At 47.2% G+C, this 13,630-nt stretch carries 14 protein-coding genes and 1 riboswitch; of the genes, 10 read left to right on the plus strand and 4 right to left on the minus strand.

Annotated elements, in window-relative coordinates:
• The first annotated feature begins 70 nt into the window (after positions 1-70).
• The 3 genes from luxO (at position 71) to AC6I8U_RS04905 (ending at position 3,351) form a co-directional block, all read left to right on the plus strand.
• Positions 71-1,465 (plus strand): quorum-sensing sigma-54 dependent transcriptional regulator LuxO, encoded by a 1,395-nt coding sequence (gene luxO / locus AC6I8U_RS04895; RefSeq protein WP_234495474.1) that lies wholly within the window; start codon positions 71-73, stop codon positions 1,463-1,465.
• Positions 1,462-1,812, plus strand: a complete 351-nt coding sequence (locus AC6I8U_RS04900) for an Hpt domain-containing protein (RefSeq protein ID WP_498017875.1) — start codon at positions 1,462-1,464, stop codon at positions 1,810-1,812. The genes luxO and AC6I8U_RS04900 overlap by 4 nt, the downstream gene beginning before the upstream one ends.
• Before the next feature lie 102 nt (positions 1,813-1,914).
• The gene (locus AC6I8U_RS04905) at positions 1,915-3,351 is read left to right on the plus strand and encodes an IS1182 family transposase (RefSeq protein WP_498017876.1); all 1,437 of its coding nucleotides are present in this window, start codon (positions 1,915-1,917) and stop codon (positions 3,349-3,351) included.
• 122 nt (positions 3,352-3,473) lie between these two features.
• Here AC6I8U_RS04905 and AC6I8U_RS04910 read toward each other — a convergent pair whose 3' ends face one another.
• Entirely contained in the window at positions 3,474-4,361 is an 888-nt protein-coding gene (locus AC6I8U_RS04910; protein WP_498017877.1) for a YvcK family protein, read from the minus strand.
• Between the two features lie 170 nt (positions 4,362-4,531).
• Positions 4,532-4,681: riboswitch (molybdenum cofactor riboswitch) on the plus strand.
• Between AC6I8U_RS04910 and moaA the strand changes: the two genes are divergently transcribed.
• The 5 genes from moaA (at position 4,670) to moaE (ending at position 7,413) form a co-directional block, all read left to right on the plus strand.
• Positions 4,670-5,659 carry a GTP 3',8-cyclase MoaA gene (gene moaA, locus AC6I8U_RS04915; RefSeq protein WP_394151727.1) on the plus strand — a complete coding sequence of 330 codons (990 nt, stop codon included), beginning with the start codon at positions 4,670-4,672 and terminating at the stop codon, positions 5,657-5,659. (Overlaps the previous riboswitch by 12 nt.)
• A 47-nt stretch (positions 5,660-5,706) precedes the next feature.
• Positions 5,707-6,219: a molybdenum cofactor biosynthesis protein B gene (gene moaB, locus AC6I8U_RS04920; RefSeq protein ID WP_042476651.1), complete on the plus strand. Its 513-nt coding sequence runs from the start codon at positions 5,707-5,709 to the stop codon at positions 6,217-6,219.
• A 15-nt stretch (positions 6,220-6,234) separates the two neighbouring features.
• Positions 6,235-6,714, plus strand: coding sequence for a cyclic pyranopterin monophosphate synthase MoaC (gene moaC / locus AC6I8U_RS04925; RefSeq protein WP_128648620.1), 480 nt, complete (start codon positions 6,235-6,237; stop codon positions 6,712-6,714).
• Entirely contained in the window at positions 6,711-6,956 is a 246-nt protein-coding gene (gene moaD / locus AC6I8U_RS04930) for a molybdopterin synthase sulfur carrier subunit (RefSeq protein WP_234495478.1), read from the plus strand. Before moaC ends, moaD begins: the two co-directional genes overlap by 4 nt.
• Position 6,957: 1 nt before the next feature.
• On the plus strand, positions 6,958-7,413 hold the full coding sequence (moaE, locus tag AC6I8U_RS04935; protein WP_498017878.1) for a molybdopterin synthase catalytic subunit MoaE: 456 nt from the start codon (positions 6,958-6,960) through the stop codon (positions 7,411-7,413).
• Positions 7,414-7,510: 97 nt separating this feature from the next.
• On the opposite strand, the gene AC6I8U_RS04940 is transcribed toward moaE, so the two are convergent.
• From AC6I8U_RS04940 to AC6I8U_RS04950, 3 genes are all read right to left on the minus strand, one after another.
• Entirely contained in the window at positions 7,511-7,849 is a 339-nt protein-coding gene (locus AC6I8U_RS04940; RefSeq protein WP_498017879.1) for a HopJ type III effector protein, read from the minus strand.
• Positions 7,850-8,027: 178 nt separating this feature from the next.
• Positions 8,028-8,831, minus strand: coding sequence for an HAD family hydrolase (locus AC6I8U_RS04945; RefSeq protein ID WP_498017880.1), 804 nt, complete (start codon positions 8,829-8,831; stop codon positions 8,028-8,030).
• 88 nt (positions 8,832-8,919) lie between these two features.
• The gene (locus AC6I8U_RS04950) at positions 8,920-9,690 is read right to left on the minus strand and encodes a family 16 glycosylhydrolase (protein ID WP_498017881.1); all 771 of its coding nucleotides are present in this window, start codon (positions 9,688-9,690) and stop codon (positions 8,920-8,922) included.
• 357 nt (positions 9,691-10,047) lie between these two features.
• Between AC6I8U_RS04950 and AC6I8U_RS04955 the strand changes: the two genes are divergently transcribed.
• Together AC6I8U_RS04955 and cobA are read left to right on the plus strand one after the other, a co-directional pair.
• Positions 10,048-12,726 carry a nitrate reductase gene (locus AC6I8U_RS04955; protein ID WP_498017882.1) on the plus strand — a complete coding sequence of 893 codons (2,679 nt, stop codon included), beginning with the start codon at positions 10,048-10,050 and terminating at the stop codon, positions 12,724-12,726.
• Between the two features lie 11 nt (positions 12,727-12,737).
• The gene (cobA, locus tag AC6I8U_RS04960) at positions 12,738-13,574 is read left to right on the plus strand and encodes a uroporphyrinogen-III C-methyltransferase (RefSeq protein ID WP_498017883.1); all 837 of its coding nucleotides are present in this window, start codon (positions 12,738-12,740) and stop codon (positions 13,572-13,574) included.
• Positions 13,575-13,630 lie beyond the last annotated feature (56 nt).

Here is a 13,630-nt window from a genome sequence, read left to right on the forward strand (position 1 = left end):
CAACCAATAATTGCAAAATGCGAATATGCTTATAAAGCAAACATAACAAAACAACAGTTAGCTAGGATTTATGCAACCTTTAATCGACGAGCCGAAGTCTCGCTACCTATTGATGGTAGAAGATACTGCCTCCGTTGCTGCGTTGTATCGCTCGTACCTTTCTCCTCTGGGGATCGATATTAATATCGTTGGCAATGGCCGTGACGCGATTCAAAGCTTAGAGCATCGGACGCCTGATCTAATACTTCTCGACCTGCGTCTTCCCGACATGACAGGTATGGATGTGTTGGACGCAGTAAAAAAATTCAATCCCGATGTGCCGATCATCTTTATGACGGCGCACGGTTCTATCGACATTGCGGTAGATGCGATGCAACACGGGGCGCAAGACTTCTTGATCAAACCCTGTGAGGCAGACCGCCTGCGCGTCACGGTCACCAACGCCATCCGCAAAGCCTCTAAGCTGCGTGATGAAATCAATGATACCGGCAGCCCGAGTTATCAAGGTTTCATCGGCAGTAGTCAGCCAATGCAAGCTGTTTACCGTACCATTGACTCCGCTGCATCCAGTAAAGCCAGTATTTTTATCACAGGCGAAAGTGGTACCGGTAAAGAGGTGTGCGCAGAAGCCATTCACGCGGCGAGTAAGCGTGGTGATAAGCCGTTCATTGCCATTAACTGTGCTGCAATTCCTAAAGACTTGATTGAGAGTGAACTGTTTGGTCACGTGAAAGGTGCTTTTACCGGCGCGGCGGTGGACAGACAAGGTGCGGCAGAGCTCGCCGATGGAGGAACGCTATTCCTCGATGAGCTGTGTGAGATGGATCTTGACCTACAAACCAAGTTATTGCGATTTATCCAAACAGGTACGTTCCAGAAGGTTGGTTCTTCTCGAATGAAGAAAGTGGATGTGCGCTTCGTGTGTGCAACCAACCGAGACCCATGGAAAGAAGTACAAGAAGGGCGCTTTAGGGAAGATTTGTACTATCGCTTGTACGTTATCCCACTGCACTTACCACCACTTCGCGACCGTGAAGAGGATGTCATTGAGATTGCGTATTCACTGTTGGGCTTTATGTCCCATGAAGAAGGTAAAAGTTTTGTGCGTTTTTCGCAGGACGTGATAGAGCGATTTATTCAATATGAATGGCCGGGTAACGTACGTCAGTTGCAGAATGTGCTTCGAAATGTGGTCGTGCTGAACCATGGCAAGGAAATTACCTTGGACATGTTACCTCCACCATTGAATATACCTGTCGTCGTAAGTAAGCCCGCAGCTACTATTACGTCGTCGTTTGGTCCTCAGGATATACAGCCGTTGTGGCAAACTGAGCGCCGTACCATCGAGCAGGCGATTGAAGCGTGTGATGGAAATATACCTCAAGCTGCTAAGTACTTAGATGTTAGTCCATCGACTATCTATAGAAAAATCCAAGCATGGAATGCGAGTGAGAACAAAGTATGACACTTATGAATCGAGAGCGAGTCGATCAGCTTACTAAAGAAATTGGATCTGACAATATTCCAATTCTTTTGGGAATTTTTACTGGCGAGTTAGTGACATATCAAGAGCAGCTTTCTTCAGGTGCGCTTGAAGATAAGCTGACCCAGTTGGCGGAAATATGTCATGCGCTTAAAAGCAGCGCGGCAAGTTTTGGAGCGGAGCCGCTATGTCAGCTAGCTATCGAGATCGACACTTTGTCTAAGCAGAATACTCTGCCTCATGACCAAGCATTAATCGACAAAGTACTGGCCTTGCTCGACAAGACGCACTCTACTTATGTGTCGTTTTTAGCTGAGCTGGAATCATAACAAAGGGCTGTGTTTACACAGCCCTTCAGACTGCTGACAAAGGTCTAGCCATCAGGCTAGACCTTTGATCTAATAGAGGTATCGAAATATGGATATCTCAATATGCTTCAAGAGCCTTCACCTCAACAATATGAACTCGAAATGGTCACCATGGAGCAGCTCGTTCCTCAGAATCATTTAGTTCGTAAAATAGATAGGGCCATCGACTTCGAATTTATCCGTGATGAAGTCGCTCACCTCTACTGTAAAGATAATGGTCGCCCACCTGTTGACCCTGTACGCCTGTTTAAAATCATCCTGCTTGGCTATCTCTTCGGAATAAAAAGCGAGCGACAACTCGTGAAAGAAATTGAAGTCAATGTCGCGTATCGATGGTTCTTGCGTATGTCACTTACAGAGAAAGTTATCCATGCATCGACACTCAGCCAAAACCGTATTCGCCGCTTTAATGGTACCGATGTGTTTGAGTGTATCTTTATCAATATCGTAGAGCAGGCAATGGCGAAAGGCTTGGTTGCTGGCCAAGAGCTATTTACTGACAGTACGCACCTAAAAGCCAATGCTAATAAGAATAAGCACACGAACAAAGTGACTAAGGTTCGCGCCAGCGCCTATCTTGATATGCTCGATGAAGATGTCGCGCTAGACCGAGAAAAAGAGGGTAAGAAACCTCTAAAAGCACGTGCCTCTGAGCCTAAAACTAAGAATACAAAAACAAGCACGAGCGACCCGGAAAGTGGCTTCATGACTCGAGATAATAAGCCTCAAGGCTTCTTCTATCTCGACCACCGTACAGTGGATGGACAGCATGGCATTATCTTAGATACCCATGTCACTGCAGGTAATATCAATGACTCTCAACCTTATGTGAAGCGCCTGGACTATACCCTAGAGCAATTTCACCTTAATCCAATCGCCGTTGGACTCGACGCGGGCTACTTCACTGCGCCAGTCGCTGAGTCATTAGAGCGTCGAAATATCTTGGGCGTGTTCGGTTATCGCAGGCCGTCCAGCACAAAGAATGCGTTCAAGAAAAAGCACTTTATCTACAATAAAGAGCGAGACAGTTACCGCTGTCCTAACGGTCAAGAGCTCATCTATAAAACAACATCTAGAGATGCGTATCGTGAGTATCACTCCGACCCGAAAGAGTGTGCACTCTGCCCAATGCGAAATGACTGTACGCAAAGTAAAACCATGAAGAAAGTCATTACAAGACACATCTATACGGACGCAGTGGATAGAGCAAATCAAATGCGGCTCTCCCCTTATGGAAAAAAGACATATCGGCGAAGAAGTGAGACGGTAGAGCGGAGCTTCGCCGATGCTAAGCAGCACCATGGTCACCGTTATGCTCGCTTCCGTGGATTATCCAAAGTGCAGATGCAATGTTGGCTGGCTGCTACCGCTCAAAACATCAAGAAGATAGCGTTGGTGGTGAGCTATCTACGAAAAATAGGGCTAAATATGTCCCAAATACGTCAAATTATGGCGTCTAGATACCAAATTAAGCATTGTGCTCTTCTAAACTTGGCATGATCAAAAATATCGCGATCGCGGCCTACGGCCGCTCATAAAAGAGAACCCCACTTCGAAAAGTGGGGTTCGTCAGCAATCTGAAGGGCTGTGTTTACACAGCCCTTTTTCGAAGCTCATTTCGATCATTGCAACAGTGATTCTATGGCGGATTTGAGTTTTGAACGGTCGTGACGCCAATCTCGGTTTGGTGATGCAAGCGGCAGGGTGACGCAATTCCATTCTGAACAAATATCAGGATGCGCTTCTTCTCCCAAGATAACGTCAAGCTTTCTACCTTGTAGGGCACGCTCACACCATTTCAGCTTTTGTTCAAGCGTCATGCGACCTGCCGGTCCATACTCCGGAGATAAGTTCTCCACAAATACCACCTTTGCGTTGGTGTTTTTTGCTATGGCTTGGCTTAAGTCCGCTAAAAGTAGTGGAGGCATGATACTGGTCAGGAAGCTACCGGGGCCGAGAACAATGCAATCGGCTTGTGCAACTGCGTCTACTGCTTCCTTTGTTGCGGGGACGAAAGGCTCAAGGTCAAGGCGTTGTAAGTCTTGTTCCATCTCATCAACTGACGTTTCGCCCGTCACCCACTTACCATCCACCGACAGTGCTTTTAAGTCTGAAGGATGCTCCGACATGGGGATTATATTGACGTCCACTTTCAAAAGGTCACGGATAAGCTCAATGGCTTCTAGAGGTCGAACGGATAAATTATCTAGCGCCGTCAGCATAAGGTTGCCAAGATTGTGACCGTTTAGATCTCCAGTTCCTTTAAAGCGGTACTCAAACATCATTGAACCAATGGATGGGTCGGTAATGAGCTGGTTGATACAGTTGCGCGTGTCTCCCCATGCAATGCCACCTTGGCACTCACGAATGCGACCAGTCGAACCGCCATTGTCTGTAGTGGCCACAATGCCGGTAGCATTGGAGCCAAAATCTTTGAGTGCAGCCAACATTCTGCCAAGTCCGTGGCCCCCGCCAATCGCCACGACTTTATTTGATGAATATATGCTCATCTTATTCTTCTTTTATGTTATCGAGTTGTCGTAACATAGGGTAAATTGTTCATTTACGATACTCAACTATAATAAAAATGACGAATAAGTAAGGTTTTTTGATTAGAGAACTGGAAAACCCCGTCGTTATTAAGTATTTTAATCGCACGCTGTTAATGCTCCAAGAGCGTTAATTGCCATAACTCCGAGCTCACGACGCTAAGTCTTATGATGAAACCATTCAAGATAAGCGTGTTGAGCCAGTGACAGATTGGTCACAAGGGCTTGATTGGAAATGATCACGCCTCCCGTGTTTGGAAAGGTGTTCCGTGGCGCAACAATTCGAAGATAAATTCCATCGCAAGTTTTATTACTTGCGCTTGTCGGTTACAGATGTCTGTAATTTCCGATGTACATACTGCCTCCCTGATGGCTACAAACCACCCGGTCAAAAAAGACCGGCATTTTTGACGCTACCTGAAATTAAGCGTGTCGTAACTGCGTTTGCAGATTGTGGTACGTCGAAGGTGCGTATTACTGGTGGTGAGCCGAGCCTCAGGAAGGATTTTCCTCAGATCATTGAAACGGTCGCTAATACTCCGGGTATCACTAAAGTCGCGACGACGACGAATGGCTATCGCATGGCGAAGCAAGTGGATACTTGGCAGCAAGCGGGTTTGACACACATTAACGTCAGTGTCGACAGCTTAGATCCACGCATGTTCCATCAGATCACTGGTGAAAACAAGTTTACCGAGGTGATGAATGGTATCGACCGTGCGTTTGAGATTGGGTACGAGCAGGTCAAGGTGAACGTTGTATTGATGAAAGATCTCAATGCAAAAGAGCTGCCTTCGTTCCTCAACTGGATCAAAGACCGTCCTATTCAACTTCGGTTTATCGAGCTAATGCAGACGGGTGAAATGGACGAATTGTTCCAAAACCACCATGTTTCGGGTGTCGATATCCGCAACCAACTTATCGCTAACGGCTGGATACTCAAGGCGCGTCAGAAAAACGACGGTCCTGCACAGGTATTTGTTCATGCCGATTACAAAGGCGAGATTGGGTTGATCATGCCGTATGAGAAGAACTTCTGTGAAAGTTGTAATCGCTTACGTGTTTCCGCCATGGGCAAGCTGCATCTTTGCTTGTTTGGCGAACATGGTGTTGAGCTACGCGACTTGCTACAAGAAGACGCTCAAGAGCAAGCGCTGATCGAGCGCATCCAAGCACAATTACAGACCAAGTCGGTCAGTCATTTCCTACATGATGGCAATTCAGGAATGACGCCTCACTTGGCATCTATCGGCGGCTAGTTCTAGCCGTTGACGTTACGTTTACAGTTTTTATAGGGTGAAAAATCATGGGTCACGCAGAGAGCAAATTTGTGCCTGCGAATATCGCAGTGCTAACCGTTTCAGACACACGTACTGAAGAGAACGATACGTCGGGTCGCTACCTCGTTGAGAATTTACAGGAAGCGGGCCACACGCTTGCGGACAAGAAAATCGTTATTGATGACATCTACCAAATTCGCGCCGTGGTCTCACAGTGGATTGCGGATGAAAGCGTTCAAGCGGTGATGATTACTGGCGGTACTGGCTTTACCTCTCGCGATAGCACACCAGAAGCGCTGGTTCCTCTGTTCGATAAGCAAGTAGAAGGCTTTGGTGAGCTATTCCGTGCGGTATCGTATGAAGAGATCGGCACCTCTACGATTCAGTCGCGCGCGATTGCGGGCTTTGCGAATCACACGGTAATTTTCGCTATGCCAGGCTCAACAGGTGCGTGTCGTACTGGTTGGACGAAGATCATCAAGCAGCAGCTAGATGCGAGCCACCGTCCATGTAACTTTATGCCTCACCTAACTAAGTAATTGTTGAGGTAAACCATGTCGGAATTTACTCATATTAATGCATCGGGCGAGGCCAACATGGTCGACGTCTCGGCAAAAGCAGAGACGGTTCGCGAAGCGCGAGCGGAAGCTTTCGTCCATATGGCGCCAGAAACGCTGAAAATGATTACCTCGGGCAACCATCACAAGGGTGATGTGTTCGCGACAGCGCGTATTGCTGGTATTCAAGCGGCAAAGAAAACTTGGGATTTGATCCCACTGTGTCACCCGTTGTTGCTGTCTAAAGTCGAAGTGCAGCTTGAAGCGCTTGAAGATGAGAATAAAGTACGCATCGAGTCAGTCTGTAAACTAGCAGGTAAGACAGGTGTTGAGATGGAAGCACTAACCGCAGCATCTGTTGCCGCTTTGACGATTTATGACATGTGCAAGGCGGTACAAAAAGACATGGTCATCGACAGCGTTCGATTGTTGGAAAAAACTGGTGGTAAGTCAGGACACTTTAAGGTCGAATCATGATTAAAGTACTCTTTTTTGCACAAACTCGAGAGCTGGTGGGCGTAGACAGTGTCGACCTAGACATGGATTTTGCTACAGTTGAAGACATTCGTGCTCACTTAGCGACACAAGAAGGTAAGTGGGATCTGGCACTTGAACCAGGCAAGCTGCTTGCTGCCGTCAACCAAGATATCATGCCTCTCGATTCTGCTGTGAAAGACGGCGATGAAGTCGCTTTCTTCCCTCCCGTCACTGGGGGTTAATATGACTATTCGAGTATCTGTTCAACGTGAAGATTTCTCTGTCGGTGACGAGTATGAAGCATTGGCGCAGGGTTCAGCCTCAGGCGCCATTGTGACTTTCACGGGCAAAGTGCGCGACATGAACTTGGGTGATAACGTGGTCGGCATGTCACTTGAACACTATCCAGGAATGACAGAGCGTTCTTTGGAAAAGATCTGCGATGAAGCGGAATCACGTTGGATGCTAAATGGAATTCGCGTTATCCACCGCGTTGGTGACCTTGATGCTGGCGACCAGATTGTATTTGTTGGTGTCTCCAGTGCGCACCGTGGCAGCGCTTTTGAGGCGTGTGAGTTCATTATGGACTACCTGAAAACCAAAGCACCATTCTGGAAGAAAGAGCGTACGACAGAGTCAACTCGTTGGGTGGAGTCTCGGGACTCTGATGCACAGGCTGCTGAGCGCTGGCAGAAGTAGCAAAACGAGACTTATCGGTAAACGGAAAAGGGAGTAAGTGTAAACTTACTCCCTTTCTCTTATCGGCTTATATCTTCAATATAAACCGACTAAAATTCTATTTAGCAGTCAAAGCAACGCCATCAAAGCGAATACCAGCCCAGCCGTGTTTGATAAAGTTACGGATGTTTGCGTGGTCGTTGCCATTAGGGTTTTTAAGTACATCATCACGGTAGTACTGACCAAAACACGCTAGCGTGGATTGCTCATCCAGTTCCTTAATTTTCGCAAAAGCAAAAATCTTACAAGAGCCATTGTTTTGGCCCGCTTGGTTCTGGGTTTCGCCGTTAGTAAAGCTGACTGGGCTGAACTCAAAATGCTCGTCAATAACCTGCATCGTCTGTTCAAACATGACGTCATTCGCTTGTGTTGCCAGCAACTCTAGAAACTTTTCCATTTTTCTTTTCCTTCGATATTGTTCCGAGTCGGTACTATATCATCAGACAATTGAAAATTGGGCAGGAAGCGAGAAAAACTGAAAGGGAAGGGGAAAGGCTCGTTTTAGCTTTGATTAAAAAGGGGCTCGCGCTAATCTCGAACCCCTGTTAATTGTTCAGTTGGCGACTTAGATAACCTTACTGCTGGTTATCTAAAAAGTCGTATACCGCGCTAATTACGCCAAACTCAGTGTTACTTGGTGCTGAAAAGCGCGCAATTTCTTTGACACCAGGGTGTGCATTTTCCATTGCGTACGAGTAATAGCTCTCTTTAAGCATTTCTGCGTCATTAAAGTAATCACCAAAACTCATGGTTTGTTCATAAGTGAACCCCATCGTCTGCTGCAGGTGACGTATCGCCGCACCCTTTGAGGCGACTTTGTTCATAACATCAAGCCAAATTTTCGCACTCACCACAACCTGGAAGTCGTCACCGAATGTAGGTCGGATTATTGGCTCAATCTGTTCCGCTGAGCCGTTGAAATTAAGCACTGCGATCTTGATGAACTCGTCTTCAACGGTAAGCAGATCCTCAACATACTCGCAGCGGTGGTAATACTTGCTGATTTCTTCGAGTGCGGTTGGATCCTGTGTCTCAATATAAGCCCCTCTCTTGCCGCATAAAACGATGAATGCATCATTAATGCTTCGAGCTTTGTTGATGATCGATGGTACTGAATCTCTATCGAGTGTGCAGCTATAAAGTTCTTTGCCTTGGTGCATCACCAGCGTGCCGTTTTCCGCGATGAACAGCATCTCGTCTTGATAGCCTTCAAAGGTGTCGTAAAGGCTGTAGTACTGACGACCAGAGGCTGCGGCGAATAGAATGTTTTCATTCTTGAGTCGTTGGAAAAACTCTGGAAATGTAGGTGGCAAATTGCTGTTTTCGTCAAGCAATGTGCCATCCATGTCGGTGGCAATGAACTTAATAGTTTCAGTCATAGGTCGCTAGGTATTCTGAGTGAATGAACAGGAACAAGAGTATACTCAAAATAAAAGTAGCAGGCAGTAATTTACGGGAGACTTATTCTCACTTGTTGCATCTTGACCGAGTGTATTTGAAGTTTCTAAAGTGAGCAGAATGTTCGAGCCCAGTGGTTTCATCGTAAGTGCCTGCCCAGTTGGAAATTTGTGGATTGGTCGCCCAAACATTCATCATGATTCTAAGCCTGCTATCTGATTTCATCGGGATGGGTTGGTCGTCGGTATTCCTAACGCGATAAACGAGCTCACCATCAATAAACCACTTGATGGTGTTTTTATTCCATTCGATAGCGTAAGTATGAAAGTCTTCTGAAGCATCAAAGTCCAGATAATGGATGTACTCGTTGTGCTGTTCGTAGTTGTCATCGTTGGTCCAAAAGTTCAGTTGAACCAAGTTGGTGTTCATACCCAAAAACTCGATGTCTATCTCATTATGAATTCCGTTTCCACCTTCAGGTTGGTCGTAGGGGCCTGCAAACAGAAAGAAAGCGCTCACGACACCATCGGCTTTAACCGGTTTCATTTCGACTTCGAAACAGCCGTTGCCATAATAGCCATAACTTCTTATTTCTCCTGAAACGACATCCTTGTAGCCGTGGTTATCGATGGTGTTTTTCAGCGTTAGGGTCAAGCCTTCGTTGGTGAATAGCGCTTGCTCTTTAGTCCAGCGGTTCAAGAACGGAAAGCCATTCTCCCAGCCATCGGCGAGAAACCAAGTTTGATTGTCGAGTTCGGTGAGAGGGTCACTAAAACTGGCTCCCATTGCAATGGCTGGCGTCATCAAACCAGCTGCCAAATAAGTAAATGGCTTAACCATGTCTCAATTCCTTTTGACGAGTAACCTAGACAGTTTAGGTGTGTAAACGGAAAGCTCAATGTAACGGGTGTCTAGTATGTGAGAATTTGCACAATAGCATGCACCACTTTGGTGCTTTAGAAAGCGCGATAACAGTGAGGTAGAGAATGCGTCGCTCATTAAGTTATTGAAAAATATAACTTCTATTTGTTGGACTCAAATTTGCATTGACTTGTTTAACAAAAGCTCAGCGGATAACTCAATGGTTATCACCGTACTGAAGTGAACAAAAATCTAACTCGTCAATGGCAAAGGCGCCTCTTCTTGTAACAAGGAGAGGCGCCTTTTTGTTGATATAGCCTGGCTAAAGGAGACGTTATGAAGCCGAGAAGTGTCAATACAACATGTCCATATTGTGGTGTCGGTTGCGGCCTCGTCGCAAAATGTGTCAGTAATCCAAAAGATGCTTCGACTAAAGGGGATCTTAACCATCCAGCGAATATGGGAGCCTTGTGTGTAAAAGGCTCATCGCTCGATGACAGCCACACCGGACCCGCTAGGCTTCTTTATCCAAAGATCAATGGCAAACAAGCATCGTGGCAAGAAGCAATCGACACGATCGCGACACGATTTCACGATATTAGGCAGCAGCATGGAGCCGATGCCTTGTCCATGTACGTCTCAGGTCAGTTACTGACGGAGGATTACTATGTCGCGAACAAACTCATGAAGGGCTATGTTGGTACGGCGAACATTGATACCAATTCCAGGTTATGTATGTCTTCTGCCGTTGCTTCCCATGTGCGTGCCTTTGGTGAGGATGTCGTTCCCGTTAATTATGCTGATCTCGAACTTGCCGAGATGATTGTTTTGGTGGGTTCAAATGCGGCGTGGACACACCCGATTGTATTTCGTCGTATCCAGCAGGCGCGTGAGTCGAATCCAAACCTTAAGCTGGTGGTGATCGATCCGCGAAAAACCATGAGTGCTGAGCAGGCAGACCTTCATCTTCCTTTGGAGTCTGACAGTGATGTTGACCTATTTATGGGGCTTGCAAGGTATTGTTTGGATACTGGCACTTTGGATAACGACTATATCGCTGAGCATACCCAAGGTAGTGAAGCCTTGCTTGACGCTGCTAAACAAGCGACATGCTCGCTGGAATCAGTCGCGGAAACAACTCAAGTAGATAGAACACGCCTTAAGCAGTTTTATCATTGGTTCGCCACGAAAAAGAGAGTCATCACCCTCTATTGTCAGGGCGTTAACCAAGCCGAGAACGGGACAGATAAGGGCAACGTTATCATTAATGCCCATCTGCTGACTGGAAAAATTGGCAGAGAAGGTTGTGGCCCGTTTTCTATTACCGGGCAGCCGAACGCCATGGGAGGGCGTGAAGTTGGTGGCTTAGCGAACCAACTCGCGGTTCACCGAGGATTTGACCCAGCGTCCATCGATGCAGTAAAAGCCATTTGGCGTGCGCCTAATATGGCGACTAAACCTGGCCTCAAGGCGGTCGACTTGTTTGATGCCATCGAAAAAGGCGAGGTGAAAGCGGTTTGGATCATGGCAACCAATCCTGTGGTGTCACTCCCACAAAGCCACAAAATTAAGCGCGCTCTTAAGAAATGTGAGCTTGTGATTGTCTCCGATATCTGTGTGGATTCCGATATTGCTCAGTACGCAGATATCATCTTGCCCGCAGCAGGCTGGGGTGAGAAACAAGGCATGGTTACCAACTCTGAACGCATGATGTCGAGACAGCGAGCGTTCTTGCCACTGCGTGGTGAAAGCAAGCCCGATTGGTGGGCGGTGTCTAAAGTGGGTCAAGCGCTGTGTGAGCTAATGAAGGTGGAAGATGGATTTGACTACGAGAGTGAGTATGACATTTTCAAAGAGCATGTTGAGCTCTCCTCTATCAATAGTGACAGTCCACAACTGTTTGATCTAAGTGAACTAAGTGCATTGTCGGCAGTCGATTATGCCCAATGGCAGCCTAAGCAATGGCCGCTCGATGGTAAGCGTCCGTTCTCAGATGGGCAATTCGCAACACCAAATGGCCGCGCGAATCTTATTGTTCCAGCAGACTCATTGAGCCAAGCCCCGAGAGGGCAGCATCAGTTTGTGCTCAACACCGGTCGTGATAGAGATCAGTGGCATACCATGACACGCACCGGTTTCGTGCCGGCTTTGACACAAAAAGAAACAGAACCAACGGTATATCTAAACCCGCTTTCGATAGAACGTGCAGCGCTTAAAGCGGGGCAATTGGCTCGACTTGTCGCTCCAGAAAGCCGTGCAGAGATTGTGGCTCGTGTTAAAGAAGACGATGGCTTAGGATTGCATAGCGTTTACCTCTCTATGCACTGGGCAGGAGAGTTTGGTGCAGACAGCGGCGTTAATCATGTCACTGAGTCTGTGGTCGACCCATTCTCAGGTCAACCGGCGTTCAAATCCTCGTTCGTTGAGATCGAACCCTTTGCCATCGGTAGCTACTTCGTCGCGATTGGCGAGAACGCTGACAAGCTGGGTGATATCGCAGACTTTTCTTCGATGCAGATTACTGAAGGCGAGGGTCAAAGCCGTAAACTTTGGCGCTACGCTTCTAAATCAGTATTGAGCAAACAAACGTGGACCCAGGCGACGGACGCTGCGTTAAATGGCAAGCTGCTTGTGATGGATACGGAGCATGGCTGGGTAACGCTAAGCTGTGCCAATGACGCGGCTCTCACGGTGAAGAGCTTTGTTCAAGTCGAAAATAAGGCGTTTGACGCTGATGTAGCGCAAATTACACAACTTATTGGTCAGCCGTTTTCGCTTTCTAAAACTCTGAAAGGGATTCAGACCGAAGCGGCGAGTAAGCTCGTTTGCAGCTGTTTTAGAGTCACAGAAAAGCAGATTGTCGATGCGATGCAAACGCAAAACCACACCACTGTAGCCCAGTTACAAGGGCAGCTTAAATGCGGAAGTAACTGTGGTTCGTGCCTACCAGAAGTAGAGAAGTTGGTGAATCAGCATCACCAACAGTCAGAACAAATTGATGTCGTTGTGAAGTAAGGAGACGTAGGATGAACACTCAAAGGAATGAGCAAGCATACCGTCCTCATCAACAGCAAGATGTAGGGTTTATTGATGAACTGCCACGCAAGGGTGGCAAAGGGTTTGTATCGATTGTTGGTGCAGGGCCAGGTGACCCTGACTTATTGACCATGGCCGCGCATAAGCGAATTCAAAACGCGGATATCGTGGTTTATGACCGCTTAGTCAGTCAGTCGATATTGGATCTTATTCCAGCATCGACACTGCGTTTCTATGTGGGTAAACGTTGTGGGATGCCAAGCCTTAATCAAGAGTCAATCAATGAGATCCTCAAAGACTGCGGTCAAAAAGGCTATCGTGCCGTGAGACTGAAAGGGGGCGACCCGTTTGTGTTCGGTCGTGGTGGCGAAGAAGCACTAGCGCTGAAGTCGGCCAACATCCCGTTTGAAGTCATTCCTGGCATTACCGCAGCGCTTGGCTGCTCTTCTAGTGCTTTGATACCGCTCACCCACCGTAAGGTGGCACGAAGCGTCACCTTAGTCACGGGGAATGTCGTCTCTGGTGCGCTCCCTGCTTGGTCGTCGTTAATTACTCAAGGCCAGACCTTAGTGTGCTATATGGGGCTCGAAAAAAGCCGAGAGATACAAACAGGACTGCTAGACTCAGGGTTAAGCCCAAATACGCCAGTAGCGATTATTGGTAAAGGTTGTAGCCCAGAGCAGGAAGTATATACTTTCGAATTATCACAGTTAAATCAGATAGCTGACCAGCTTCGCGGCTTGAGCCCTGCTTTGATGATCATCGGTGAAGTGGTATCGATTCGTCAGGAGCTTCTCGATGTGGCGCAGGAGTATGCCGTTGCTTAGCCTTGTTATTATAAGCGGAGCATAGTCATTATAAGCAGAGCATAGTCGTTACAATT

Source organism: Vibrio sp. KUL80 (assembly GCF_059725495.1).